The organism is Williamsia sp. Y853 (assembly GCF_056786495.1).
This window is the reverse complement of record NZ_JBXCJC010000003.1, coordinates 480,254-506,007: the sequence shown is the minus strand read 5'-3', so window position 1 is coordinate 506,007 and position 25,754 is coordinate 480,254. Positions and strand designations below refer to the sequence as shown.

Annotated in this window: 23 protein-coding genes; 10 read left to right on the top strand and 13 right to left on the bottom strand. The window is 64.0% G+C overall.

Annotated elements, in window-relative coordinates:
• Positions 1-164: 164 nt before the first annotated feature.
• Positions 165-1,019, bottom strand: coding sequence for a tRNA (adenine-N1)-methyltransferase (locus tag AC1TPF_RS18525; RefSeq protein ID WP_482144926.1), 855 nt, complete (start codon positions 1,017-1,019; stop codon positions 165-167).
• Positions 1,020-1,167: 148 nt separating this feature from the next.
• Here AC1TPF_RS18525 and AC1TPF_RS18520 point away from each other — a divergent pair, with 148 nt between their 5' ends.
• Entirely contained in the window at positions 1,168-2,076 is a 909-nt protein-coding gene (locus tag AC1TPF_RS18520) for a RecB family exonuclease (RefSeq protein ID WP_482144925.1), read from the top strand.
• Positions 2,077-2,120: 44 nt separating this feature from the next.
• On the top strand, positions 2,121-2,954 hold the full coding sequence (locus AC1TPF_RS18515; RefSeq protein ID WP_482144924.1) for a thioesterase family protein: 834 nt from the start codon (positions 2,121-2,123) through the stop codon (positions 2,952-2,954).
• 21 nt (positions 2,955-2,975) lie between these two features.
• Here the strand turns inward: AC1TPF_RS18515 and hisG are convergent, their stop codons facing one another.
• The 3 genes from hisG to AC1TPF_RS18500 form a co-directional block, all read right to left on the bottom strand.
• Positions 2,976-3,821, bottom strand: coding sequence for an ATP phosphoribosyltransferase (hisG, locus tag AC1TPF_RS18510; protein WP_482139432.1), 846 nt, complete (start codon positions 3,819-3,821; stop codon positions 2,976-2,978).
• A gap of 68 nt (positions 3,822-3,889) precedes the next feature.
• Entirely contained in the window at positions 3,890-4,171 is a 282-nt protein-coding gene (locus tag AC1TPF_RS18505) for a phosphoribosyl-ATP diphosphatase (RefSeq protein WP_482139431.1), read from the bottom strand.
• Complete coding sequence (locus tag AC1TPF_RS18500) at positions 4,137-4,883, bottom strand: HAD family hydrolase (RefSeq protein ID WP_482144923.1); 747 nt, start codon at positions 4,881-4,883, stop codon at positions 4,137-4,139. The genes AC1TPF_RS18505 and AC1TPF_RS18500 overlap by 35 nt, the downstream gene beginning before the upstream one ends.
• 397 nt (positions 4,884-5,280) lie before the next feature.
• On the opposite strand from AC1TPF_RS18500, the gene helR reads away from it, so the two are divergent.
• Complete coding sequence (gene helR / locus AC1TPF_RS18495) at positions 5,281-7,446, top strand: RNA polymerase recycling motor ATPase HelR (RefSeq protein WP_482144922.1); 2,166 nt, start codon at positions 5,281-5,283, stop codon at positions 7,444-7,446.
• A gap of 3 nt (positions 7,447-7,449) precedes the next feature.
• Here the strand turns inward: helR and AC1TPF_RS18490 are convergent, their stop codons facing one another.
• The 3 genes from AC1TPF_RS18490 to metH form a co-directional block, all read right to left on the bottom strand.
• On the bottom strand, positions 7,450-9,183 hold the full coding sequence (locus tag AC1TPF_RS18490) for an HNH endonuclease signature motif containing protein (RefSeq protein ID WP_482139428.1): 1,734 nt from the start codon (positions 9,181-9,183) through the stop codon (positions 7,450-7,452).
• Between the two features lie 90 nt (positions 9,184-9,273).
• A complete protein-coding gene (locus tag AC1TPF_RS18485; protein WP_482139427.1) occupies positions 9,274-10,482 on the bottom strand; it encodes an acyl-CoA dehydrogenase family protein in 1,209 nt (402 codons plus the stop codon).
• A 67-nt stretch (positions 10,483-10,549) separates the two neighbouring features.
• Positions 10,550-14,128 carry a methionine synthase gene (gene metH / locus AC1TPF_RS18480; RefSeq protein WP_482144921.1) on the bottom strand — a complete coding sequence of 1,193 codons (3,579 nt, stop codon included), beginning with the start codon at positions 14,126-14,128 and terminating at the stop codon, positions 10,550-10,552.
• A 51-nt stretch (positions 14,129-14,179) separates the two neighbouring features.
• Between metH and AC1TPF_RS18475 the strand changes: the two genes are divergently transcribed.
• The 4 genes from AC1TPF_RS18475 (at position 14,180) to AC1TPF_RS18460 (ending at position 18,353) form a co-directional block, all read left to right on the top strand.
• On the top strand, positions 14,180-15,061 hold the full coding sequence (locus tag AC1TPF_RS18475) for a PAC2 family protein (RefSeq protein ID WP_482139425.1): 882 nt from the start codon (positions 14,180-14,182) through the stop codon (positions 15,059-15,061).
• Between the two features lie 93 nt (positions 15,062-15,154).
• Positions 15,155-15,502, top strand: coding sequence for a molybdopterin oxidoreductase (locus AC1TPF_RS18470; protein ID WP_482139424.1), 348 nt, complete (start codon positions 15,155-15,157; stop codon positions 15,500-15,502).
• Positions 15,502-17,994 carry a nitrite reductase large subunit NirB gene (gene nirB, locus AC1TPF_RS18465; protein ID WP_482139423.1) on the top strand — a complete coding sequence of 831 codons (2,493 nt, stop codon included), beginning with the start codon at positions 15,502-15,504 and terminating at the stop codon, positions 17,992-17,994. The genes AC1TPF_RS18470 and nirB overlap by 1 nt, the downstream gene beginning before the upstream one ends.
• A 35-nt stretch (positions 17,995-18,029) precedes the next feature.
• Positions 18,030-18,353 (top strand): Rieske (2Fe-2S) protein, encoded by a 324-nt coding sequence (locus AC1TPF_RS18460; RefSeq protein ID WP_482139922.1) that lies wholly within the window; start codon positions 18,030-18,032, stop codon positions 18,351-18,353.
• A 16-nt stretch (positions 18,354-18,369) separates the two neighbouring features.
• Here the strand turns inward: AC1TPF_RS18460 and AC1TPF_RS18455 are convergent, their stop codons facing one another.
• From AC1TPF_RS18455 to AC1TPF_RS18430, 6 genes are all read right to left on the bottom strand, one after another.
• The gene (locus AC1TPF_RS18455) at positions 18,370-18,678 is read right to left on the bottom strand and encodes a hypothetical protein (protein WP_482139422.1); all 309 of its coding nucleotides are present in this window, start codon (positions 18,676-18,678) and stop codon (positions 18,370-18,372) included.
• A gap of 11 nt (positions 18,679-18,689) precedes the next feature.
• On the bottom strand, positions 18,690-19,940 hold the full coding sequence (mshC, locus tag AC1TPF_RS18450) for a cysteine--1-D-myo-inosityl 2-amino-2-deoxy-alpha-D-glucopyranoside ligase (RefSeq protein WP_482139421.1): 1,251 nt from the start codon (positions 19,938-19,940) through the stop codon (positions 18,690-18,692).
• Between the two features lie 57 nt (positions 19,941-19,997).
• Positions 19,998-20,837 carry an SCO1664 family protein gene (locus AC1TPF_RS18445; protein WP_482139420.1) on the bottom strand — a complete coding sequence of 280 codons (840 nt, stop codon included), beginning with the start codon at positions 20,835-20,837 and terminating at the stop codon, positions 19,998-20,000.
• Complete coding sequence (locus AC1TPF_RS18440; protein ID WP_482139419.1) at positions 20,834-21,508, bottom strand: DUF3090 domain-containing protein; 675 nt, start codon at positions 21,506-21,508, stop codon at positions 20,834-20,836. The genes AC1TPF_RS18445 and AC1TPF_RS18440 overlap by 4 nt, the downstream gene beginning before the upstream one ends.
• Before the next feature lie 96 nt (positions 21,509-21,604).
• Positions 21,605-22,312: an MSMEG_4193 family putative phosphomutase gene (locus AC1TPF_RS18435; protein WP_482139418.1), complete on the bottom strand. Its 708-nt coding sequence runs from the start codon at positions 22,310-22,312 to the stop codon at positions 21,605-21,607.
• 80 nt (positions 22,313-22,392) lie between these two features.
• Complete coding sequence (locus tag AC1TPF_RS18430; protein ID WP_482139417.1) at positions 22,393-23,235, bottom strand: undecaprenyl-diphosphate phosphatase; 843 nt, start codon at positions 23,233-23,235, stop codon at positions 22,393-22,395.
• A 98-nt stretch (positions 23,236-23,333) separates the two neighbouring features.
• Between AC1TPF_RS18430 and AC1TPF_RS18425 the strand changes: the two genes are divergently transcribed.
• From AC1TPF_RS18425 to AC1TPF_RS18415, 3 genes are read left to right on the top strand one after another with little or no spacing between them, the layout of a single operon-like run.
• Positions 23,334-24,356 carry a YncE family protein gene (locus tag AC1TPF_RS18425; RefSeq protein WP_482139416.1) on the top strand — a complete coding sequence of 341 codons (1,023 nt, stop codon included), beginning with the start codon at positions 23,334-23,336 and terminating at the stop codon, positions 24,354-24,356.
• A 56-nt stretch (positions 24,357-24,412) separates the two neighbouring features.
• Positions 24,413-24,628 (top strand): DUF5703 family protein, encoded by a 216-nt coding sequence (locus tag AC1TPF_RS18420; protein WP_482139415.1) that lies wholly within the window; start codon positions 24,413-24,415, stop codon positions 24,626-24,628.
• Between the two features lie 20 nt (positions 24,629-24,648).
• Positions 24,649-25,731 (top strand): quinone-dependent dihydroorotate dehydrogenase, encoded by a 1,083-nt coding sequence (locus AC1TPF_RS18415; protein WP_482145145.1) that lies wholly within the window; start codon positions 24,649-24,651, stop codon positions 25,729-25,731.
• Positions 25,732-25,754 lie beyond the last annotated feature (23 nt).

Here is a 25,754-nt window from a genome sequence, read left to right as displayed (position 1 = left end):
CTGACTCCTCTCCGGCGAGTCGACTCGGCGTCACCATCACTCGGCGAACGTACGGTCGATCCTGTTACCCGAGGTTACCGGCGAAACGTCCGGCGTGCCCCATCCCTCGCGGACCGTGATGTTGTCGATGTGTTAATTGTGTGTCGCCGCAAGGTTTTCCGAGTTTACTCGGATTGCTCCGGGATCGGTTGGTTCTTACTCGGACGCCGATGCGGGCGGGGCGCGACAGTCCCTTCGGCAAGGCGGCGGGCAGTCACCAGAAACGCAGTGTGACCTTGCATTTTGTGACTCGGCCGAACGGCAAGTCCGACGACGTGCCAGTCGCGGACCAGCGACTCCCAGGCCCGGGGTTCGGTCCAGCAGGTCTGCGCACGGAGGGCTTCGACAACACGCGAGAGCTGGGTGGTGGTTGCGACATAAACAGCCAAGACCCCGCCTGGTTTCAATGCCCGTTTGACGGTGTCGAGCGTTTCCCACGGCGCGAGCATGTCCAGGACCACCCGGTCGACGTCCGCGGTGCCCGGGTAATCCGAGAGGTCGGCGATGGTCAGATCCCAGTTGGGTGGCGGTCCGCCGAAGAACTCTTCGACGTTGCGCACCGCGTGCTCGGCATGGTCGTCGCGGACCTCATAGGAGCGCACGGTGCCGTGTTCGCCGACCGCGCGCAGCAGCGAGCAGGTCAGGGCGCCGGATCCGGCACCTGCCTCGAGCACGGTGCACCCGGGATGGATATCTGCCTCCATGACGATCTGGGCGGCGTCCTTCGGGTAGATGACCTGAGCCCCGCGCGGCATCGACAGGACGTAGTCGACGAGCAGCGGACGCAAGGCCAGGTAAGGGGTATTGGAGATCGAGGTGACCACGATGCCCTCGTCGGCGCCGATGAGGTCGTCGTGGGCGATGCCGCCCTTGTGTGTGTGGAAACTCTTGCCGGCCTCGAGGCGCACGGTGAACTTGCGGCCTTTGGCATCGGTCAACTGAACACGATCCCCGATGGCAAACGGACCTGTGGTGGACATTGCGGGAGCGTGCCTTCCTGGCGAACAGCGGAAACATCCCTCACACGCAGCGCCGAACAGCGGTGATGTCGAAGCGCGATGACATCGCCTGCGGCAGGCTCGGCGCAAATGATGAGGGTTGTCGTTGGTCAGGCATACCCTGCCAGGTGTGAGCGTGAGTACCGAATCCCACCCCGAGAGTCAGTCAGAGTCCGGCCCGGGCGGACACCCGATCCGGGTCCCGGCGTTGTCTCCCAGCCGGGCCGGAGACTTCAAACAGTGCCCGCTCCTCTACCGATATCGCGCCATCGACAGGCTTCCCGAAATCCCGACTAAGGCCCAGGTGCGCGGCACGGTCGTACATGCGGCGCTGGAGAACCTGTTCGACATGCCCGCCGGACTGCGGGTTCCGGAGTCTGCCGAACTGCTCGTCGACGGTGCGTGGGGTGCTCTCTGTGAGCAGACACCCGAATTGCGTGAACTGGTCCCCGACGATCAGGTCGACAAGTTCCTGTCCGATGCACACAAGCTCATCACCACCTACTACACGCTCGAGAACCCCACGGCGTTCACGCCCGAGTCCTGCGAATTGCGGGTCGAAGTCGATCTGGCCGGTGACGGCGACGACGACGGTGTCCTCCTGCGCGGTTTCGTCGACCGGATCGACGTGGCGCCGGACGGTCGGGTCCGGGTGGTCGACTACAAGACGGGCCGCTCGCCGGGTGAGAGCTTCGAATCACGTGCGTTGTTCCAGATGAAGTTCTATGCCCTGGCGATCTTCCGGCTTCGCGGCATCGTGCCTGCCCGGCTCCAGTTGCTCTATCTGGCCGACGGACAGTCGCTGGTCTACACCCCCGACGAAGCCGAACTAGAACGCTTCGCCAAGACCTTGAAGGCGATCTGGAAAGCGATTCTGACAGCCGGCGAGACCGGGGATTTCCAGCCGAAGAAAAGCCGGATGTGCCAGTGGTGCGATCACAAGGCGCATTGCCCCGAGTTCGGTGGCACCGTACTCCCCTATCCCGGATGGCCCACGGTTCCGGTCGCGACGAATACCACCGACACCTTTGGCGCATAGCCGCCAAGGCCCGGCGATCCAGCCGGATGGCAAGATCGACGATTGTGTCTGAACAAGCTGCTTACTATCTACCACTGGGTCGCAACGACGATCACGAACACTTCATGCCCACCGAACACACGGTCAGTGTGTGGGGCGATAAGTTGCAGCATGGTGGTCCCCCCATCGGACTGCTCGCCCGATCACTGTTGCGACACCAGCCCGATCCCGCGCAGGAATTCACCCGCATCACGGTCGACATCCTCGGCGCGATCGGCATGGCGGAGAACCGAATTCACACGACGGTGCTGCGGCCCGGCAAGCAGATCAGCCTGCTGCAGGCCGAACTGTCGGTTCTCCAGGCAGACGGCACGTACCGGACCGCCGCCCGGGCTCAGGGCTGGCGGATGGCAACTGCCGAGACCTCGGAAGTCGCACGCATTCCGGAGCCACCGATGACTCCCGCGCCCGAGGCGATCGAAGCTGCTCCCGGGATGACCGGTATCGGTCCCTTGATCGGCGAATGGGCGACACGAGGGTTTGTCGGAACGCTCGATTGCCGCATCGCCTCCTCCGATCCGGAGGTCGGACGCGAGGTGTGGGTGCGACCGAAGTTCCCGCTGGTGGCCGGCGAACAGACCACGAACATCGAGAAGTTCTTCACCGTCCTCGACATCGCCAACGGCGTCGGCTCGCGGCTCGCGTTCGGCGAGTGGACGTTCATGAACACCGACACCACCGTGCACCTCTACCGCCAACCGGTCGGCGAATGGACCGGAATCAAAGCCCGGATGACCGTAGGGCCGCAGGGTTACGGACTGACCGGTGCGGAGTTGTACGACACCACGGGTGCGGTCGGGCGCTCAGCCCAGACCCTGCTCATCCGACCGGCTGGATGAGCAGGACCGGCTGACCAACGCTCAGAAGCGGCAGGACCGGATGTCGGAGGCCAGAATGGCCTTCGCACCGAGGTCGGACAGATCGTCCATCAGGTTCTGGTGCTGCTTGCGCGGAACCAACGAACGCACAGCCACCCAGTTCTCGTCGGCCATCGGCGCGATGGTCGGCGACTCGAGGCCGGGCGTGATCTTCATGGCCTGATCGAGCAGGTTCTTGGGGCAGTCGTAGTCGAGCATCACGTATCGCTGCCCGAACACCACGCCCTGGACACGGGCGATGAATCGTTCGGCCGCCCTGCTGCGTTCGACGCCCTTGCGCTGCAACAGGACACCTTCGGAATCACACAGTGACTCACCGAACGCGGTCAACTGGTGTTGGCGCAGGGTCCGACCGGAACCGACCACGTCCGCGATCGCGTCGGCCACACCGAGCTGGATCGAGATCTCGACGGCACCATCGAGACGGATGATCGTCGCCTCGATGCCGCGGGCAGCCAGATCGGAACGCACCAGATTCGGGTACGACGTGGCGATCCGCTTGCCCGCCAGATCGGCAACCGTCCAGTTCGAGTCGCTCGGTGCGGCGTAACGGAAGGTGGAAGCGCCGAAACCGAGTCCAAGGCACTCTTCGACGTCGGCGCCTGAGTCGACCGCGAGGTCGCGGCCGGTCAGTCCGAGGTCGAGTTCACCCGAACCCACATAGATCGCGATGTCCGTCGGGCGAAGGAAGTAGAACTCCACCTCGTTCGCCGGGTCGAGGACCGTGAGGTCTTTGGAGTCGGAGCGACGACGGTAGCCCGCCTCGCTGAGGATTTCGGCGGCGGACTCTGACAGCGCCCCCTTGTTGGGAACGGCAACGCGCAGCATGTGAGTGGGGTCCTATCGGAAATGTGGTCGGGCAGGAGTTCGGCTGGTGTTCACGGGATGGATCGAGTTCACAGATGCTTGTAGACGTCGTCGAGAGTCAGTCCACGGTTGATCATCATCACCTGCAGCCAGTAGAGCAACTGAGATATTTCCTCGGACAGCGCCTCAGGAGACTCGTGCTCGGCCGCCAGCCACACTTCGCCGGCTTCTTCGATGATCTTTTTCCCGAGGGTATGGACACCCTTGTCGAGCGCTGCGACGGTGCCGCTGCCCTCCGGCCGGGTGGTGGCCTTGTCGGTCAGTTCGGCAAACAGCTCATCGAAGGTCTTCACGGTGCTTGATTGTCCCATTGAATGCCTCAGCCAGATCGTCGAGGGTCAGTCCGACCAGGTTCTGCCGCTGCGTCCGCCCCTCGCCGGCGGGGACAGGAGCGGTCGAGGGCACCACGAGTACCGGGCAACCGGCAGCACGCGCCGCTTGTGTTCCGGTGGGCGAATCCTCGACGGCCAGGCAATCGGCGGGGTCGATTCCGAGCAGCTGAGCTGCCCGCAGATAGGGGTCGGGCGCGGGCTTGCCGAGCTCCACCTCATCACCGCAGACGGTGACGGTGAACCGGTCCCGGCCAAGGGTGCCGAGGGCTTCATCGGCCAGTTCACGTTCGGTGTTGGTCACCAAGGCGATCGCAATACCTTGCGCCGCAACCAGATCCAGGGTCTCCCGAGCGCCAGGCATCCACGGGATACCGTCCTTGAAAAGCGTGCTGACGCGGGCTCGCAGCCAGGCGGAGCGGCCGGGATAGTCGCGATCAGCCTCCGGGAGTCCGGCGGCATCGAACACCTTGGTCAGTGCGTCGGTCATCGAGTTGCCCAGAGTCGACACGCGAACCTCGTGGGTCAACTCGAATCCCAGGTCGGTGGCCAGATCGGCGATGGCGATATCCCACAACTTTTCCGAGTCGAGAAGGGTGCCGTCCATGTCCCACAGAATTGCTTTCGGAAGATCACTCACCGCCCCATCATGGCCGACCGCAACAGATGAATCGAAATCGCCAGACGCCCTCATGACGCGCATCACTCCTCGCCCTCTCCGAGAAACAACGCACCCCGGGGCTCGCCGAAAGGCCCCCGGTGATGCCCTCTCTAGTAACGGCAAGAGGAGCCATCACTATTTCCGCGGGAGCAGGTCGATGATCTGGATTGCGGCCATCCCCTACCGCAGCCGTTCGTCCGCGCCTACATCGTGCCGAACGGTTGTGGTGGCGACGATGGGCGCGGTGATGACGGATCAGAATCAGGTGAATCGAGATCGCCAGAGGTATACATGGCGCGAATCACTCCTTGCCCTCTTCAAGATATAGCGCACCGGGGGGCTTGCGGCAAGGCCCGGGTGATGCCGCAAACTCGCTGGATCCACTGCCACATCTGCGAAGGGAGCCGACACGTATACCGCGGCCAACAGTGTGTTCAACCTTCCCGAACACCTCTCCCACAAAGCCGATCCGGTGCTGACCGCACGCGACGAGCAGCACTTCGCCGCCATCGCCGACAACCTCTCTCAGACGATCGCCGACCTGTCTGCGCGCCGCGACGCGGAACAACTGGCCTACAGCAGCACCGGCCGGGATGCGATGGACCGGGACATGGAGATTCACCGCCTCGGTGCGCGTCTGCGGGCGCTGCGCAGGTTCGGGTTGGACCTGTGCCTGGGATACATGGTTCCCGCCGCCAGTGCCGAACCGGTCTACATCGGCCGGCTCGGTCTCACCGACAGCTCCGGTCAGACGCTGCTCATCGACTGGCGCTCCCCCGCTGCCGAACCGTTTTTCGGTGCCACGCATGCCAATCCGATGGGTCTGGTGAGCCGACGCAGATACCGTTGGTCCCGCGGGAGGATCACCGACTACTGGGATGAGGTGTTCGACCCAGATGAAGTGTTCGGTCCGCAGGGACTGGCATCAGCGGCCGCGCTTGACGATCAGTCGGCGTTCATCGCGAGCCTGGGAAGCAACCGATCAGCGAAGATGCGAGATGTGCTCGGCACCATCGCATCCGACCAGGACGCGATCATCCGCGCCGGATCGCGCGGCGCATTGGTTGTCGATGGCGGTCCCGGTACCGGGAAAACTGTTGTGGCGCTGCACCGAGCGGCATACCTCCTCTATTCCGATCCGCGGCTCGGTCATCATCGCGGCGGGGTGTTGTTCGTCGGTCCGCATGAGCCCTATCTGGCGTATGTCGCCGACGTCCTCCCCAGCCTGGGCGAAGAAGGGGTCGCGACGTGCACCCTGCGTGACCTGGTCACCGAAGGTGCCTTCGCGGTTATCGAGTCGGATCCGGAAGTGGCCCAACTGAAATCGTCGGCCGACCTGGTGAAGGCGATCGAGGCAGCTGTGAAGTTCTACGAAATGCCGCCGACGAAGGGTATGACTGTCGAGACACCGTGGTCCGATCTGTGGTTGAGTGCGAGCGATTGGGCGGCCGCCTTCGACGCACCCGAGGCCGGAACGCCCCACAATGAGGCACGTGAGGCGATCTGGGAGGAGTTGCTCGCCATCCTGACCGATGGTCACAACGGCGACATCTCGCCAGCCCAGCTCCGGATGGCGTTGTCGGACAACGATCAGCTGCGCACAACCCTGAACAGGGAATGGCCGATGATCACCGCCACCGATCTGGTGGCCGACCTGTGGTCGGTACCCGCGTACCTCCGCAAGTGCGCGCCCTGGCTCAGCGCCGACGAGGTCGTTGCGCTGCAGCGCGAGGACGCGCAGGCCTGGACCGTGGCTGATCTCCCCCTACTGGACGCCGCCCGGGCGCGCCTCGGCGATCCGGGTTCGTCGCAGCGCCGGCGCCGCCATGTGGCCGCAGTGGCCGCCGAGCAGGAACAGCGATCTGCGGTGGTCGACCATCTCATCGCCGCCGACGACTCCGACTTGATGGTGATGTCGATGCTGCGGGGCCAGGATCTGAGCAACGCGCTGATCGGTGACGAACCACGGGACGAGCGGGAGCAACGCGCCCCCGATCTGCTGGCCGGCCCGTTTGCGCACATCGTCGTCGATGAAGCCCAGGAACTCACTGATGCGCAATGGCAGATGATGCTCTCCCGTTGTCCCTCCCGCAGTTTCACCATCGTGGGTGACCGCGCCCAGGCCAGAGCTGGATTCGCCGACACATGGGAGCAGCGTCTGAGGCGGGTCGGGATGGGCCGGGTCACGATGGCGTCGTTGAGCATCAATTACCGGACCCCCGAGGAAGTCATGACCGAAGCCGAGCCGGTGATCCGCGCGGTGCTGCCGGACGCGAACGTGCCGACGTCAGTGCGCAGAAACAACATTCCCGTCGAGTATCGCTCGACGTCTGAGTTGGATTCGATCCTCGATGACTGGCTCGCCGACAACCACGACGGAATCGCCTGTGTGATCGGAGATCCCACCTATATCGCAACGCCACGTGTTCGCTCACTTACCCCGGAGTTGTCCAAAGGACTCGAGTTCGACCTGGTGGTACTGGTCGATCCCGAAACCTTTGGTGATGGTGACCCCATCAGCGGAGCCGTTGACCGCTACGTCGCGATGACACGAGCAACTCAGCGGCTGGTGATCCTCACGAATCCAGGCGACTAGCTGTCAGTAGGTCGGTGGTGGGCTGTTTCGTCCGTGTTCTTCGCGGATCTTCCGGGTGAGTTGCTCCTGTAGTTCGCGTTGGCGGCGGTTGGCCAGTCGTTCTTGTTGGCGGCGTGCATGTTTGGCAGCGGTGCGTGGTTGTGTTCTCGGCGGTGCTGCCGATTGTGGTCGGCTGGGTGAGCCGCGTTGGTTGTCGAAGACGATCAGCCTCAGCGTCGGGAACAAGTCGTCGCCGGTCCAGGCCGGTCCGTGGTAGTGACGCCCTTCCGGTGTGGTGAAGATCAGCCGCGACCGACCGGTCTTCGGATCCGGGTACTGGTCGTCGAGCCAGTCAGAGTAGGTCTTCATCAGGTGATGAAAACGGCACAGCGTCTTCATCTCTGAAGGATGAGTGCAGCCACCAGCCTCGGGATGGTCGTGGTTGTATTCGTGGGTGTGGTCGAGGTCGGCGCCCCAGGCTTTGTGATTGCAGCCCGGCCACATGCAGTAGACGTCGCGGATGCGGATGTAACTGTCGAGGACCACCGACGGCCGATACTTGTCACCGGGTTGGGTCGCCGGCAGTGGAACCACTTGTGCGAACGGTGCTTCGGTCGCGTCTGCAGCGTCGGGGAACTCACCCAGCGACGGGTTTTCGGGTGCCCGCATGTAGACAGTGCCCCGTTCGGGCTTGGGTTCCGGCGGCGGCTCTGATTGCGGCTCTGGTCCTGATTGTTCCGGTTCAGGTGTGGAAGGTTTCTGTCCTGGTGCGGTTTTGTTGCCCAAAGGGCGCCTGATGGCTCTCGGGCGGCCGGCGAGCTCACGGACGTGATCGCCGGAGATCACCCCATGTCCGTCAAGGAACCCGGGGTTGGTGGCGGTGCCGTCGACGGTGGCCTGATCGGTGATCACATGCAGCACGATTTTCACGTCGATCCCGGAGATCACCTGATCAGCTGGGACCGTGACGATCTCAGCCGTGCAGGGATGTTTCGGATCATCAGGGCACTGGCAGTAGAACTCTTTTCCCATCACCGTTGCGAACAAGGCATCGGCCATCCGGTCAGATTTGCGGCGGGGATCGGCTTTACACGTGGACATGGCCAGCTTCTCCAGCCGTGCCATGATCATCGTCATCTCTTCAGCGGTGCCGTGCGCATCGAGGGTCGCCATCCCGTGCTCGGCGGGTGTACCCCACACACCACGGTTCTTCTTCGCATCTTCACGGTTGTTACGGACCAGATCCGGATCGCGGCGGAAGATGGTGGCATCGACCATGTCCCGGATCCGGCTTCTCGACCAGGAACCACGCCTACCCAGATGTTCGGCGATCTCCTTGTCGATCTCGGCCATGTACTCCGAGCCCTCGATCAGATCGGTCCGGGAGATGATATCCGGGATGTACTGGGCGTGAACGTCTCCGACTTTGAGCAACGCGTTGACTTCGGGTAGTCGGTCGCGCAGCGCCAGTCCGCGGTTGATCTGCAGTTCGGCGGCTTGTTGGGTGATGCCCTGTGCCGCAGAAAACCTCGCTGCACATTGCGCAAAGGGATCCACCGCACACAACTCGGCGTCGGTGCCAGCCGACGGCTGCACCGTCAGTTTGTGCAGCGCTGCCGCGGCCGCGTATTTGTGCCACGCCGTCCGACTTTCCTGCGCCGCTACGAGTTCGGCGTTGCGCACCAACTCGTTCTCGCGCAGCAGCATGGGAGGACCGATTTGCAGTGTCCCATCAGCGGATTCATCACCTTCGAACATGCATTTGAGTCTAAAGGAGAGGTGTGACACAAAAGTTTCGCTGCAACGACCGGCGCTATCAATAGAAACATCACGCGATTTTGGAGACAACTAGCGGTTGCCTGCACTCCAGGCATAGGGCAGTTCGGTGCCGTTGAGGACGTGGTCACCGATGGCGCGGGTCTTGAAGATGGTCGGATTGTGGACCGCGATGGTGCGGGCGTTTCGCCAATGTCGGTCTAGGCGTAGCTGTTCCGAGGTGATCGACGCGCCGCCGACCTCGAAGAGTTCGTTGGTCGCCCGGAGCACGATGTCGACCGAAGTGACCTGCGCCTGCGACGCGGCGAGTTCGGCGCGATCGAGTTGCTCCGGGGTGACACCGCTACCGGCGGCCAGGACCTCGTCGAGGATGTCCGCGACAGCCAGAGCAGAGGTGCGTGCGGTGAACGCAGCGGCGGACAACTTGCCGATCACCTGCTGAACCAGTGGATCCTCGCGGGGAAGATCCGCTGCCGCATGGGTATACGAGCGGGTGCGGTTGCGAACCCACTCGGCAGTGTCCGAGGTGGCACGCTGCGCGATGCCGGCAAGTCCGGCCAGATGCACCAACTGCAAGTAGGAGGTTCCGTAGGTCTTGCCGGCGCCACCGTAGCCCGGACCCAGGATTCGTTGCGGGGCGACAACGACGTTGTTGAATTCAGTGGTGCCGCTGGCGGTCAGGCGTTGTCCGAAACCGTCCCAGTCGTCGTGCTGGGTTACGCCCTCGGCGTCGGCGTCCACCAGGACCGATACCCGCTCGCCGTCGTCGTCGGCCGCCACCAGGATGTAGTTCGAGTAGAGCGAGCCGGTGCTGTAGTACTTGGTGCCGTTCAGAATCCACTTGCCGTCCCGCTGGGTCAATCGGGTCTGATACCGGTCCACCGCGCCGACACCGGGTTCGGTGATGGCGTTGCCGACCAGGATGCCACCGGCCACCGCACGCAGCCAGGTATCGCGCTCGACGCTGGGCGGGGCCAGCAGCTGATCCTCGACAAAACTGAAGTGCACCCGAAGTGCCTGCGGCAGATTCGATTCGGCGGCAGCCAGATCGATCAGCAGCCGGAACTGCTGGCGCACAGTGGCTCCGAGGCCACCGAATTGGACCGGTACGCGCAGCGCACCGAGTCCGGCCTCACGCAGCAGATGTACTTCTTCGTGCGCGAGGCGCCGATCGACCTCACGTGCCGTGGCCCCCGCGGCGATCGTCTCGAAGACCGGCCCGAAGCGCTCGTCGAGTTCGGCATCGGTGATGGCACTGGCGGCGGAAACTGTTGAAGTCATGCCACCGAGTGTTGAACACTTCGGACCCGAAAACACCGGTTGCACTCAGCCTGAGTGCAACCGGTACTCAGGTGTTGAAGTACTTCGCTTCCGGGTGATGCAGGACGAACGCGTCGGTTGACTGTTCCGGATGCAGCTGCAGCTCCTCGGAGAGCACCACGCCGATGCGCTCGGGTTCGAGCAGATCCATCATCTTGGCGCGATCTTCCAAGGACGGGCAGGCCCCGTACCCGAACGAGAACCGGGCACCCCGGTATTTGAGGTCGAAGAAGTCCAGGGTGTCTTCCGGATCCTCCGACGCCACACTGGTGTCACCGAAGCGCAGTTCCTCGCGGATCCGCCGGTGCCAGAACTCGGCCAATGCCTCGGTGAGCTGGACACCGATGCCGTGGACTTCGAGGTAATCGCGATAAGCGTCCGCCGCGAACAGTTTGTTCGCGAAATCGGCGATCGGCTGACCCATCGTCACCAACTGGAACGGCAACACATCGACCTGGCCGGTTTCGATGGCCTCTTCACGCGAACGAATGAAGTCGGCGATGCACAGGAACCGGCTGCGTTGCTGACGCGGGAACTCGAAACTGTGCCGGATGGGCGCATCGGGACGCGGCTCGGTGAGCACGTGCACCACGTCGCCCTCGCTGACCGCCGGGAAGTACCCGTAGACCACCGCGGCATGTTGCAGGATGTTCTCCGTCGCCAGCCGATCGATCCAGTAACGCAGGCGCGGTTTGCCATCGGATTCGACAAGGTCCTCGTAGCTCGGTCCTTCGCCTGCGCGGGCTCCGCGAAGACCCCACTGCCCCAAGAACAATGCGCGTTCGTCGAGCAATGAGAGGTACTCGGCGACCGGAATGCCCTTGACGATGCGAGAACCCCAGAACGGCGGTGTCGGGACCGGTAGACCGGCCGCAACATCGGATCGTTCCGGGACCACCACCGGTTCGGCTTCGGCCTTGCGCTTTTCGGCGATGCGCTTCGAACGTGCGTGACGTTCCTTGCGCTCGGCCGTCTTCTCCGCCGCCGCGATGGCCTCGGGACTGTTCGGATCGAGACCGCCACCACGCTTGACCAGCATGATGTCGTCCATCAACCGCAGGCCCTCGAAAGCGTCGCGCGCATAGTGCACGTCGCCCTCGTAGGTCTCGCTCAGGTCGTTCTCGACGTAGGAACGGGTCAACGCGGCACCACCGAGGAGCACCGGATACTTCTCCGCGAGACCGCGGCTGTTGAGTTCCTTGAGGTTGTCCTTCATGACCACGGTCGATTTCACCAGCAGCCCGGACATCCCGATGACGTCGGCGTTCTTGTCCTGGGCAACTTCGACAATGGTCGAGATCGGTTGCTTGATACCGATATTGACCACTTCGTAGCCGTTGTTGGACAGGATGATGTCGACGAGGTTCTTGCCGATGTCGTGGACATCGCCCTTGACGGTCGCGAGGACGATCCGGCCCTTGCCGTCTTCCCCGGTCGCCTCCATGTGCGGTTCCAGGTGTGCCACAGCAGTTTTCATGACCTCCGCGGACTGAAGGACGAACGGGAGCTGCATCTGGCCGGAACCGAACAGCTCACCGACGGTCTTCATGCCGGACAGCAGGGTCACGTTGATGATCTCGAGCGGTGGCTTCTGGGTCATCGCCTCGTCGAGATCGTTTTCGAGTCCGGCACGCTCACCGTCGACGATGCGACGCTCGAGGCGTTCGAAGAGCGGCAGCCTGCCGAGTTCTTGCGCACGACTCTCGCGGGCCGACGCCGCCGACACTCCCTCGAAGAGGGCCATCAGCTTCTGCAGCGGGTCGTAGCCCTCACTGCGGCGGTCGTAGATCAGATCGAGCGCGACGTCGCGCTGCTCGTCGGGGATCTTCGACATCGGCAGGATCTTCGACGCGTGCACGATCGCGGTGTCCAGGCCGGCCTGCACACACTCGTGCAGGAACACCGAGTTGAGGACCTGGCGTGCAGCCGGGTTCAGACCGAACGAGATGTTGGAGATACCGAGGGTGAAATGCACCTCCGGGTGGGTCTCCTTGAGGATGCGGATGGCCTCGATCGTCTCGATGCCGTCCTTGCGGACCTCTTCCTGACCCGTTGAGATCGGGAAGGTGAGGGCATCGATGATGATGTCCTCTTCCTTCAGGCCCCAGTTCTCGGTGATGTCGGTGATCAGCCGCTCGGCGATGCGGACTTTCCACTCGGCGGTGCGGGCCTGACCCTCTTCGTCGATGGTGAGGGCGACCACGGCAGCGCCGTGGGTCTTGACCAGCTTCATGATCTTGGTGAAGCGGGAGTCGGGGCCGTCGCCGTCCTCGTAGTTGACCGAGTTGACCGCACACCGGCCACCGAGGTGCTCGAGTCCGGCTTCGATGACCTCGGGCTCGGTCGAGTCGAGCATGATCGGCAGCGTCGACGACGTGGCGAGTCTGCTCGCGAGCGCCGACATGTCGGCGGCACCATCGCGGCCCACGTAGTCGATGTTGAGGTCGAGCATGTGCGCACCGTCGCGGGTCTGGTCCTTGGCGATGTCGAGGCACTTCTGATAGTCCCCTGACAACATGGCGTCTCGGAACGCCTTGGATCCGTTCGAGTTCGTGCGCTCACCGATCATCATGATCGAGGCGTCCTGGGTGAACGGCACCGCGCTGTAAAGCGACGAGACCTCGGCCTCGTGTTCGGGTCTGCGCTCGGCCTTCTGCACACCGGCGACGGCCTCGGCCACCTGCCGGATGTGTTCGGGTGTGGTGCCACAGCAGCCGCCGACGAAGGACAGTCCGAACTCGCTGACGAAACCACTGAGGGCGGCGGCGAGCTCTTCGGGCGTGAGCGGGTACTCGGCGCCATTCGGGCCGAGCTGTGGCAGTCCGGCGTTGGGCATCACTGAGACGGGCACCTGTGCGTGCTTACTCAGGTACCGCAGATGTTCACTCATCTCCGCGGGGCCGGTGGCGCAGTTGAGCCCGATCATGTCGATGCCAAGGGGCTCGAGGGCTGCGAGGGCCGCACCGATCTCCGAACCGAGGAGCATCGTTCCGGTCGTCTCCACGGTGACGTGGGCGATGATCGGAATCCGTCGCTCGAGGTCGGCCATGGCCCGCTGTGATCCGAGGATGGCGGCCTTGACCTGAAGCAGGTCCTGCGACGTCTCGATCAGGATGGCGTCGGCTCCGCCGTCGAGCATGCCGGCGGCACATTCGTAATAGGCGTCGCGAATCGAGGCGAACGTGGTGTGACCCAGGGTGGGCAGCTTGGTGCCGGGACCGACGGAGCCCAGGACGAACCGCGGGGTGCCGTCGGCGCTGGGGCCGACCTCGTCGGCGACCTCACGGGCCAACTTCGTTCCCTTGAACGCGAGTTCGCGGATCCGGTCGCCGATGTCGTAGTCGCCCAGATTCGACATGTTGCAGCCAAAGGTGTTGGTTTCGACCGCATCCGCCCCCGCCTCGAAATAGGCGCGGTGGATCTCGCGGAGCACGTCTGGCCGGGTGGCGTTGAGGATCTCGTTGCAGCCTTCGAGACCGAGGAAATCGTCCAACGTCAGATCCGCGGCCTGCAGCATGGTTCCCATGGCACCGTCACCGATCAAGACGCGTTTACTCATCGCGGTGAGTAATTCCGTATCGAAGGACTGCGGTGTGGCACTGGACATGGTTATCAGGGTAGTTCGCTCTCAATTGGGGTTCGGTCGTAGGCTGGTTCAGTGAACGCCGAGCAGAGCGCAAGCCTCCCACAGTTGCGCCGCCCCACGCTGGTTGCTGCCTTCGAGGGTTGGAACGACGCCGGCGATGCGGCCAGTGGAGCCGTGGAGCACCTGGAACTGGTCTGGGACGCAGTACCGCTCGCCGAGATCGATTCAGACGACTACTACGACTTTCAGGTGAACCGGCCCTCGATCAAGCAGATCGATGGGGTCACCCGAAGGATCGATTGGCCGACCACCTCGATCTCGTACTGTACGCCGCCCGGCTCCGACAGAGATATCGTCCTGTTGCGCGGAATCGAGCCGAACATGCGGTGGCGCGGATTCTGTGCGGAGATCTTGGATATCGCCCGAGAACTCGAGGTCGAGACGGTGGTGATCCTGGCCGCATTGTTGGCCGACACCCCGCACACCCGACCGGTCCCGGTGACCGGTGCCGCGTACAGCGCCGAATCGGCCAAGCAGTTCAAGCTCGAGGAGAGCCGCTACGAGGGTCCGACCGGGATCACCGGCATCCTGCAGGACGCCTGCGTGGCGGCCGGTATCCCGGCCATCTCGTTCTGGGCAGCGGTCCCCCACTACGTGTCGACGCCACCGAATCCGAAGGCCTCGGCGGCACTGCTGAGCCAACTCGAAGAGGTTCTCGACGTCGAGGTTCCGCTCGGCGAGCTGCCGCAGCAGGCCGAGGAGTGGGAGCGCGCGGTCACCGAGATGACCGAGGACGACGACGAAATCTCGGATTACGTCCGCGGACTCGAGGAACGCGGCGATGCCGAGGTCAGTGTCGACGAAACACTCTCGAAGATCGACGGGGACGCACTGGCCGCAGAATTCGAGCGTTACCTGCGCAGACGTGGTCCCGGTGGGAGCTTTGGGGCCTGATCACCGACGTGCTGTGAACGCGGTGAGATCCTGACAATGGACTCGTAACCCCGCTGAAAGTGCTGGTTCATCGGGCTCACGTTTAGTGGCGGCATGTCCAGTACACCGAAGTTCCTGCAGGGTGTCTTCTCTTTCACCGGTAGCGGCCTGACCAAGGCAGCCCCCTTGGATCCGTCACTGACCTACCAGGTCCCGGCCGGTATGACCGTCCAGCCGCTCTATTTCCGTGGCGGCAACAGCTCCGACGAACTCGTCTATGTGACCCTGCTGCGTGATCAGCAGCCCATGCGATGGTTCCCGATGGGCGCCAAATCATCGGTGAACGTGCCGCTGCGTGTGGTCGAGGACGTCGACCCCGACAGTCTTCTCGAGTTGGTGTTCGCCGCACCGGAGGGTTGCACCGGAGAAATCGTCGTCGACTTCGGATTCGTGCAGTTCTGATGTCGGCAGCACAGCAGCGCCAACGTCTGGTGGTGATCGGCAACGGTATGGCCGGCGCCCGCACCGTCGAGGAGATCCTGCAGCGCGGCGGCGGGTCGCAGTTCGAGATCACGATGATCGGCGACGAACCGTACGGCAACTACAACCGGATCATGCTCTCGCACGTCCTGTCCGGTGAGAGTTCGATCGACGACGACGACCTGATGCTCAACCCGATGGCCTGGTACCGGGAAAACGATGTCCGGCTCTACGCCGGCGATCGCGCCGTCGCCGTCGACCGATTCGCCAAGATCGTCACGTGCGAGAGCGGCCGCAGCATCGGTTACGACGTGCTCGTGATCGCCACCGGCAGCAACACTTTCTTCCCCAACATGGACGGCCTGCGCGAGGCCGACGGCAGGCTGGCGCGTGGGGTGTTCGGTTTCCGCACCATCGAAGACACCAACGGCATGTTGCAGATGGCACTGTCCCGCGACGGGATCCGCGCCGTGGTCATCGGAGGCGGCCTGCTCGGACTCGAGGCGGCGTACGGCTTGCGGACCCAGGGCATCGACGTCGACGTGGTGCACTCCCCCGGCCACCTGATGAACCAGCAGCTCGACGAGCGCGGCGGACGGGTGCTGCGGAACAAGATCGAAGAGCTCGGAGTGGGCGTCTACACCTCCAAGCGGACCACCGCGGTGCTCCGCGCCGAAGACGGTGCCGTCGCCGGCGTCGGGTTCAACGACAACACCAGCCTGCCCGCCGACATGATCGTCGTCACCGCCGGTATCCGGCCCAATGTCGAACTGGCCCGCGCCGCAGGGCTGGTCATCGAACGCGGAATCGTTGTCGACGATCAGATGCGGTGCGAAGACGAGGGCGCAATCTATGCGGTTGGCGAATGCTGTCAGCACCGCGGTGAGGTCTACGGCCTGGTGGCCCCGCTCTGGGAGCAGGCCGGTGTCCTGGCCGATGTCCTGACGGGGTCGAACCCCGATGCGGCGTACCACGGGTCGCGGCTGACGACGAAGCTGAAGGTGGCCGGTGTCGATGTCGCGGCGATGGGTGTCAAGGGACCCGAGCGCGACACCGACGAGTTCGTCCAGTTCTACGAACCGCGCAGTGGCACATACAAGTCGGTGGTCGTCCGGGACAACAAGCTGATCGGCGCGATGCTGCTCGGCGACATCAGCAAGGTCAACTTCCTGACCCAGGCCTTCGACGACAAGGTTGCGCTGCCCGATGAGCGCATCAGCATGCTCTTCGACATGGGTACGCCGAGTGCGCAAACCGGCGCTGCCGAGCTCTCCGACGATGTACAGGTCTGCAACTGCAACGGAGTCACCAAGGGCGACATCGTCGCCTGTGTTCACGCCGGAGCCAAGACGGTCGGCGAAGTGGTGGCGAAGACCAGGGCAGGCAAGGGCTGCGGTTCCTGCAAGGGTCTGGTCGGCGACATCGTGGCCTGCGCGGCGGGAGGCGAATTGGCCGTCGATCCGTCGGCGGATTGGTATGTACCGTCGATCCCGTTGGCCAAACCTGAACTGATGAACCGCATTCGAGAGCTGAACCTGCGGTCGGTGTCGGCGGTGCTCGGCGCACTGTCCCCGGATGGTGACGACGTGACCGCCAAGATGCCGGTGGCATCGCTGCTCCGGATCATCTGGGACGCCGACTGGGAGGACGAACGCGGCGCGCTGTTCATCAACGACCGTGTCCACGCCAATATCCAGCGCGATGGCACCTTCTCGGTGGTCCCGCAAATGAAGGGCGGAGTCACCAACCCCGCGCAGTTGCGCCGAATCGCCGATGTCGCAGACAAATACAACATTCCGATGGTGAAGGTCACCGGCGGCCAGCGCATCGATCTGCTCGGCATCCGCAAAGAAGATCTTCCCAAGGTCTGGGCCGATCTGGACATGCCGTCGGGATACGCCTACGGCAAGAGTTTCCGTACCGTCAAAACCTGTGTCGGCCTGGACTTCTGTCGCTTCGGGCTCGACGACTCGACCGCATTGGGTATCGCAATCGAGGAGAAGTATCAGGGACTGGAAGCCCCAGCGAAACTGAAACTGGCCGTCACCGGATGTCCCCGGAATTGTGCCGAGGCCCTGTGCAAGGACTTCGGCGTGGTCGCGGTCGGTGACGGCCGCTGGGAGATCTACGTCGGCGGCGCGGCCGGTGCGCACATCCGCAAGGGAGACCTGCTCACCACTGCGGTGGGGGTCGACGAGGTTCTGCGGATCTGCGGTGTGTTCATCCAGTACTACCGCGAACAGGCCAAGTGGCTCGAACGCACCTACGCGTGGGTGCCGCGGGTGGGCATCGAGGAGCTGCGGGCAATTCTCATCGACGACCGGGATGGATTGGTGGACGGCTTGTTCGAACGGATCTCCGCATCGGCGGCCGCCTACACCGACCCGTGGAAGGAACGACTCGAACCGAAGTCGCCCGCACAATTCGAACCGTCGCTGCCACTGATCAAGCTCCCCCTGGTGCCGGTTCGATGACGGAGACGAAGCCGGAGACGGAGCTCGACCATACGATGACGACCGAAGCCGAGGTGTCGAATGTGGTTGGTTCGATCACCGATCTGACCGTGGGGGAAGGACGTACCTATGTGGTTGACGGACAACAGGTTGCGGTGTTCCTGATGTCCGACGGATCCGTCCGCGCCCTGGGAGCCCGCTGCCCGCATAAGGGCGGTCCGATTGCCGACGGTCAGACCGACGCGACCAAGGTGATGTGCCCACTGCACCAGTACACGTTTTCCTTCGACGACGGCAGCTGCACCAACGGCACCGACATCGAGGCGCTACCGGTCTTTCAAGCGAAGGTTCACGACGGTCAGATCCACATCTGGACCTGACCGCACGCTCGACGGGTCAGGAGATCCGTTCGATCGACACGACAGGTGTTGTGATACGCCAGGTTCGAACGTCCGGGTCTTCGGCGGCCCGGACCCAGAACTGCGCCGACTCCCCTACCCGGCACGACTTCACCCCGAGCAACGGAATGTCCTCGGAATCCCGGCGGAGCTGGCTCACAGCCCAGGCCTCGTCACCGTTGTTGCCAACGCCCGGTGCACGAAGCAAGGTCATCTCACCGAAATCCAGCAGATAGGTCGACGTTCGCGTCGTCACCGCCCACACACCGACAGCTGTATCGGGATCGATCTCTTGAGCTTTGGCCACGATGTGGAACCTTACCCAAGCGGAGCGATGCGCACACCGAGGAGCGCGTCAACCGCGTCCGCCACGTCGGCGGGCGCAGACGACACCGAACCGAGCCCGCCCAACGTGTCGTGGGCCCAGGCGTCAATCGAGACAAGTGCTTTGGGGGTGTCGAGATCGTCGGTCAGATGCTGGCGCAGTCGCTCGATGGTCGGTGCGGCGTCGGGTCCGGACTCGCAGGCGGCAGCTTTGCGCCACAGTTCCAGGCGCGCCACGGCCTCGGCAAGCACCTCATCGGTCCACGGCCGGTCGGTGCGGTAGTGACCGGAGAACAGGCCGAGCCGGATGGCACCGGGATCGACATCGGTGGCGCGCAGCTTGGAGACGAAGACGAGGTTGCCCTTCGACTTCGACATCTTCTCACCGTCGAGCCCGATCATGCCGGTGTGTACGTAGTGCTTTGCGAACCGACGGGCCCCGGTCAGCGCCTCACCGTGGGCTGCGGAGAACTCGTGGTGCGGGAAGATCAGGTCGCTACCGCCGCCCTGGACGTCGAAGCCGGCTCCGATCCGGTTCAAAGCGATTGCCGTGCATTCGATGTGCCAGCCGGGCCTGCCGGGTCCGTGGGGTGACTCCCAGGACGGCTCGCCCTCGCGTGCGGCGCGCCACAGAAGTGCGTCGAGCGGGTTGCGCTTGCCGGGCCGGTCGGGATCGCCGCCGCGTTCGGCGAAGAAGCGCTGCATGGTCGGCAGATCGTAGCCCGACTCATATCCGAATTGTTCGGTCGCGTCGACGCGGAAATAGACGTCGGGGTATTGCTCATCGTCGACGATATAGGCGGCGCCCGAGGCCAGGAGCTTGCCGACGACCTCGACGACCTCGTCGATCGATTCAACTGCACCGATGTAATCGCGCGGCGGCAGCACCCGCAGCGCCGCCATGTCCTCGCGGAACAGGTCGGTCTCACGCGATCCCAGAGCAACCCAGTCGATGCCGTCCCGCTCGGCCCGTTCGAACAACGGGTCGTCGACGTCGGTGATGTTCTGGACGTAGTGCACATCGTGTCCGAGATCGCGCCACACCCGATTGACGAGATCAAACGTGAGGTAGGTGGCGGCGTGCCCGAGATGCGTTGCGTCGTAAGGAGTGATCCCGCACACATACATCGTTGCGGTCTTGCCTGGCACCACCGGACGGATCTGCCGATCCGAAGTGTCAAAGAGCCTCAATGCCGGACCCTGACCGGGTACGACGGGAACGACGGTTTCAGACCACGACTGCATGATGTCCACCTTATGGGCGGACCGCGGACCCGCGCTCTCGGGGCCGACCAGAACAGGTCAGAAAGCGGGCCACGGGATGGGCCGCGACCGATCGGCCTGCGGCATCACCGGTGTTTCGACCAACGTGGCGGTGCGGTTGATGAGTGCTGCCACCTCGGCTGGTGTGATCAATTCGGCGAGTTGATCACGCAGCGGCGAGTCCTCGCTGCGCAACATCTCGAGCAGGCCGGTGACGTCCTCGAGCAGATGCGCCGGGATGGATTCAGCCGCCCAGCCCCACAGGACGGTCCGAAGTTTGTCCTGGGTGTGCATGCAGATGCCGTGGTCGACGCCGTACACCTGGCCGTCGAGGCCTTCCAGGACGTGTCCGCCCTTGCGATCGGCGTTGTTGATGAGGATGTCGAGCACCGCCATTCGCTGCAGCCGTGGATCGTCGGCGTGGACCAGCACCACGTCTTCCCCACGAGAGTCCACCGCGGACAGGATCAGTTTCCATCCCTCGGGCACCAGGTCCGGTGAGCACAGGTCGACCAGGTCGAGGCGGGTCGGCAATCCGTCGGCAGGTTCGGGTGTGTCGATCCACCGCTGCACCATGCCGGGACCGAATGGTCCGTCGCGGAGCAAAGTCATCGGGACCACCGACCAGCCGAGGGCGTCGGAAACCAGATACGACGCCACTTCGCGACCGGCGAGGGTGCCGTCCGGGAAGTCCCAGAGTGGTTGCTCCCCGCGGACCGGCTTGTAAACGCAACGGACCTGCTGATCTCCGACAACGGCGTCGCAGACGAGGGTGGCGTTGCTGGCGTTGCGGATCTGTCCGATCAGTTCGAGTTCGCCGGTGGTCAGGATGAGCGGCACATCGAGAGGCCGGTCGCCGGTCGGCGTTGTCGCTGTCACCGGCCGGACTCGTCACCGGTATCCGGACCGGAGGGGTCGTCGGGATCGTCCTCGTCGAGCATGGTCGGATCGTTGAACAGATCGGGGTCGATGAACTCGAGTGAAGGGCCGAATGTGGCCTCGCGGCGGTACCCGTTGGTCCGGACGCAGATGTGTCCGTCGGAGTCGAGTGGATCGCCGCACAGCGGGCACGGCTCGCGACCGGCGGAGATGACCCGACTCGATCGGGCCGCGAATTCGCGGGCAGCACCGGTGCTGAGGAACACCCGGACCGCGTCGGGGCCCTCTTCGGTGTCGTCGAGGACAACACTCTCGTCGAATTCGCCCTCGGTGATGGCGAGCAACTCGACCACGACCGCCTCGGATTCGGAGTCCCATCCCAGGCCCATGGTGCCCACGCGGAATTCGGCGTCGACGGGCATCAGAAGCGGACTCAGGTCTTCGACGCGTGCCAGTTCTGCAGGCAGCGGTGTCCCGAATCTGCGGTGTACCTCTTCGAGCAGGGCGCCGATGCGGTCGGCGAGTATCTGGACCTGCTGCTTTTCGAGCATGACGCTGATGACACGCGTCTCGTGGATGGCTTGTAGATAGAAGGTCCGGTCACCGGGCTGGCCCACCGTTCCGGCTATGAAACGGTCCGGGCTGCGGAAGACGTGTATCGCTCTGGCCATGGCACCTCCGTTCTCCTGAAGTTGATTATCCCCAATCGGGGCTGGTTCGCCCAAGGCGTTGTCGGTTGGTGTCGCGGCGACCGCGCGATCGGGCCCTCAGGTCCCGGTGGAACCGCCGACAACGGCATCGTCGGGGTGGCTGTGCCCGGACTTCTCGGACTTTTCGGACTGTTTCGGCTGTGCCGGGATCGATGGGAGGGTCGAGGTGCAGTTGACCGCGTGCACATACGGCCGCGCCAGGCTGTACCGGACCACGCTGGCGGACGCGGGTTCGACCACAATCCGCTGGAATGCGTCCAGATGCATGCCCATCGCATCGGCGAGGACGGCCTTGATGACGTCGCCGTGCGTACAGGCGATCCAGATTCCCGAACCGTCCTCCCCGGAGAATCGGGCGTCGAGTTCCCGGATCGCGGCCACCGCCCTGGCCTGGACCTGTGCCAGGCCCTCGCCGTCAGGGAAGATCGCTGCGGACGGCTGCTGTTGCACCACCCGCCAGAGCGGTTCCGAGAGGAGTTCTTTGATCGGGCGTCCCGTCCACTGACCGTAATCGACCTCGATCAACCGCTCGTCCACGATTTCGGGGCACTCGAAGTGGCCAACGAGCGGCGCCACCGTCTGCTCGCAGCGCAGCAGCGGCGAGCGGACAACCGCAACCGGACTCTGCAGGCCGACGAAGCGTTCGATCAGGCCGGCGGATTGGGACTGTCCGTGGTCGTCGAGGCCAACCGATGTCGAGCGGCCGGCCAGCACGCCCGAGGTGTTCGCCGTTGATCGTCCGTGTCGAAGCAATATGACCGTCACGTGTCATACCTTATGCGTCAGGCTGGTTGTCCGACTCGGCGCGAAGGCGTCGTCGCACGTCGAAGCGCTGCAGCAGCAGATCATGTCGCGCTGATCACGCCGCCGGCGAGCAGCCCGAAGACGAGCAGACCCAGCAGCACGCGATAACCGACAAACCAGTACAGCGAATGGTTCGCGACGAACTTCAGCAACCATGCGATGGCGGCGTAGCCGACCACAAACGCGACGAGGGTTGCGACCAGCAACTGCATGCCGGACGACTCCATGCCGTCGCCGGTGGGGTTGAATGCGTCGGGCAGGCTGAACAATCCCGACGCGGTCACCGCGGGAATCGCCAACAGGAACGAGAAGCGCACCGCAGCTTCACGTTTGAGGCCGAGGAACAGACCCGCGCTGGCGGTGGCGCCGGAACGCGAAACACCGGGGATCAGTGCCAGGCACTGGGCCAGGCCCATGATGATCCCGTCGCGGGTGGTGAGCTTTTCGATCGGACGTTCTTTGCGGCCCATCTTCTCGGCGGCGGCGATCACCACGGAGAAGACGATCAGCATGCTCGCCACCAACCAGAGATTGCGGGCGCCGGTGCGGATCTCGTCTTTGAAGAGCAGACCGAGGACACCGATCGGAATGGTGGCGATGATCACATACCAGCCCATTCGGTAGTCGAGGTCGCGGGCGTCCTTGTTGAACATCCCCCGGAACCACGCCGCGATGATGCGCACGATGTCCTTGGCGAAGAACACCAGCACGGCGGCTTCTGTGCCCAGCTGCGTGACCGCGGTGAACGATGCACCGGCATCTTCACCGAACCAGATCTCGGAGACAATGCGCAGGTGACCGGAGGAAGAAATCGGCAGGAATTCGGTCAATCCCTGTACGGCCCCAAGGACTATCGATTGGGCCCACGTCATGGTGTCGCTCACGGGGGCCGATGCTACGGGAAACCTTGGTCAACTCCTCGAGTTGCGACACCGCCGCCCCCGTGGCATGGCGCGGTGAGCGAACAAGGAAGATGGGTGGCATGAATGTGCGCGGTAAATCTCTGTTCGTAGCGATGGCGGCCGCCGCGCTGGTGTTGTCGGGATGCTCAGATTCGGGTGATACGCCCGATGTTCCGACCATCGCCCCGCAGACCCCCATCGCCGCACCCGCGGCTGATCCGGCGACCCCTCCGGCGGGCGTGGTGGTGCCGGTACCGAACGCCGGTACCGCGATGGCCCTGTGCCCCGGGACCGACCAGTTGGCACTGCTCTCGGACGACGGCCGATCGGTCCTGTTCTACCCCACCGGGGGCCTGGCCCCAGGAGATGCACCCTCGCGCACAGTCTCGTTGAGCGACAAGGCAATTGCCTTCGGAACCTTCAAGGATGGCAAGCTTCAGGTACTGATTCCCGGCGCCCTGGTGACGATCGATTCGGCCACCGGTGACACGGTCCGCACAGATGTCCCGGGCACACCGTTGTCGGCGATCGTCACCTCTGACGGCGACACCCTCGTCGGCACCGACAACGGCAGTCTGTTGGTGGTCGATCCCGACGGCAAAATACTCGACACCATCACCGGATTCGTCCGGGTCGACGAGATCGCCGAACACGACGGACAGGTGGTTGTGCTCGACCGCGCACAGTCGTCGGTGACCGAGGTCGACGTGGACGACCGCGATCTCGGCGTGTCGCTGCGCTCGGGCGACGGTGCGACGAACCTCACTGTCGATCACTATGGCCGGTTCCTGACAACCGACACCAAGGGCGGGGAGTTCCTCGCGTTCTTCGGCGAGCCGCTCGTCAACAAGTTCCGGCATCCCGTGGCATTCGGGCCCTACGCCGTAGACTACGACGACACCCGCGACCTGGCGTGGGTGGCGACCACCGGAAACAACAAGGTCACGGCGTACGAACTCGCCAGCGGAACCCCGGTCGAGGTGAAGCAGTTCGAGACCGTTCCGCAGGCCAACTCGATGGTGGTCGACCCCGATACCGGGACGGTGTATCTGTTGTCCGCCGATGGTGGCGGATTGCAGATCATCAACCCCGATCAGCAGTGAGGTGAGCTGAGACTTTGGCAGGCACGCGCAGCCGTGGCTTTCCACGGGAATGGGACATGTCGACCGACGACTACGAATACGTCCCGTTGCGCCTACCGCCAGATGTGACCCGGGTGACCGCCTCCATGCGCTTGTCGATCCAAGCCGAATTCGGTGGTTGGGAACTGTCCCGGGTCCGTCTGTACCCCGATGGCAGTCGCAAGGTCCTGCTGCGCCGTCGCCGTCCGCGACCGGCGTCCACCGATGAACCCGATACTGGAATGAGCGCGTGATCGCTACTGTCTACCGCCGGTTGTACCGGTGGCTTCTCACCCTGATGTTCCTGGTGCCACCAGAGCGGATCCACACGATCACGGCGAAGGCCATCTCGTGGACCGGGCGGTTCAAGCCGCTGCGCATCCTGGCCCGGCGGATGCTCGTGACCGATGATCCGGTTCTACGAACCGAGGTGTTCGGGCTCGACTTCCCCGCACCCCTCGGGCTTGCGGCGGGCTTCGACAAGAACGCCGAGGCCATCGACGCATGGGGCGCGCTCGGTTTCGGTTTTGCCGAGATCGGCACCGTCACCGGCCAGGCCCAGCCGGGCAATCCGGCTCCGCGGTTGTTCCGCCTGCCTGCCGACCGGGCTCTGATCAACCGGATGGGTTTCAACAACCATGGTGCGGGCGCCGCCGCCAACCAGTTGCGTCACCGCAAGACGACAACATCGCTGGTTCCGATCGGCGCCAACATCGGCAAGACGAAGGTGGTCGAGCCGGAGAACGCCGTCGAGGACTATCTGATCAGTGCCCGACTGCTCGGTCCCCTCGCCGACTTCCTCGTGGTGAACGTGAGTTCTCCCAACACTCCCGGACTCCGGGATCTGCAGGCGGTGTCGGCGCTGCGTCCGTTGCTGTCCGCGGTGACCGAAGCCGTCGACATTCCGGTCCTGGTGAAGATCGCCCCCGATCTGGCCGACGACGACATCGATCAGATCGCCGATCTCGCGGTCGAATTGGGGCTCGCGGGCATCGTCTGCACCAACACCACGATCAGTCGCGAAGGTCTGACCACGCCCGCATCCGAGGTCCAGAGCATCGGTGCAGGCGGACTCTCCGGAGCGCCGCTCGCCGATCGTTCACTCGAGGTGCTGCGGCGTCTCTACGGCCGGGTCGGCGGACAGATCACCCTGATCAGTGTCGGTGGTATCGAAACCGTCGACCAAGCCTGGGAACGGATCTGCGCCGGCGCCTCACTGATCCAGGCCTACACCGGCTTCATCTACGGTGGCCCCTTGTGGGTCAAGCTGATTCATCAGGGACTGGCGCAGCGGGTGCGTGCGGCCGGATACCGCTCCATCGCCGACGCGGTCGGCAGCGCCGCACCCAAGCACTGAACCGAAAACCCGGCAGGTCCAAC

What these genes read in the sequence shown, in the direction of transcription:
- metH (WP_482144921.1), bottom strand. Translation starts at nt 14,128, where the DNA reads ATGTCCAGTGCCACACCGCAGTCCTTCGATACGGAATTACTCACCGCG.
- AC1TPF_RS18525 (WP_482144926.1), bottom strand. Translation starts at nt 1,019, where the DNA reads ATGTCCACCACAGGTCCGTTTGCCATCGGGGATCGTGTTCAGTTGACC.
- nirB (WP_482139423.1), top strand. Translation starts at nt 15,502, where the DNA reads ATGTCGGCAGCACAGCAGCGCCAACGTCTGGTGGTGATCGGCAACGGT.
- AC1TPF_RS18500 (WP_482144923.1), bottom strand. Translation starts at nt 4,883, where the DNA reads ATGAGGGCGTCTGGCGATTTCGATTCATCTGTTGCGGTCGGCCATGAT.
- AC1TPF_RS18485 (WP_482139427.1), bottom strand. Translation starts at nt 10,482, where the DNA reads ATGACTTCAACAGTTTCCGCCGCCAGTGCCATCACCGATGCCGAACTC.
- AC1TPF_RS18460 (WP_482139922.1), top strand. Translation starts at nt 18,030, where the DNA reads ATGACGACCGAAGCCGAGGTGTCGAATGTGGTTGGTTCGATCACCGAT.
- AC1TPF_RS18425 (WP_482139416.1), top strand. Translation starts at nt 23,334, where the DNA reads ATGAATGTGCGCGGTAAATCTCTGTTCGTAGCGATGGCGGCCGCCGCG.
- AC1TPF_RS18440 (WP_482139419.1), bottom strand. Translation starts at nt 21,508, where the DNA reads ATGGCCAGAGCGATACACGTCTTCCGCAGCCCGGACCGTTTCATAGCC.
- AC1TPF_RS18470 (WP_482139424.1), top strand. Translation starts at nt 15,155, where the DNA reads ATGTCCAGTACACCGAAGTTCCTGCAGGGTGTCTTCTCTTTCACCGGT.
- hisG (WP_482139432.1), bottom strand. Translation starts at nt 3,821, where the DNA reads ATGCTGCGCGTTGCCGTTCCCAACAAGGGGGCGCTGTCAGAGTCCGCC.
- mshC (WP_482139421.1), bottom strand. Translation starts at nt 19,940, where the DNA reads ATGCAGTCGTGGTCTGAAACCGTCGTTCCCGTCGTACCCGGTCAGGGT.
- AC1TPF_RS18420 (WP_482139415.1), top strand. Translation starts at nt 24,413, where the DNA reads ATGTCGACCGACGACTACGAATACGTCCCGTTGCGCCTACCGCCAGAT.
- AC1TPF_RS18490 (WP_482139428.1), bottom strand. Translation starts at nt 9,183, where the DNA reads ATGTTCGAAGGTGATGAATCCGCTGATGGGACACTGCAAATCGGTCCT.
- AC1TPF_RS18505 (WP_482139431.1), bottom strand. Translation starts at nt 4,171, where the DNA reads ATGGGACAATCAAGCACCGTGAAGACCTTCGATGAGCTGTTTGCCGAA.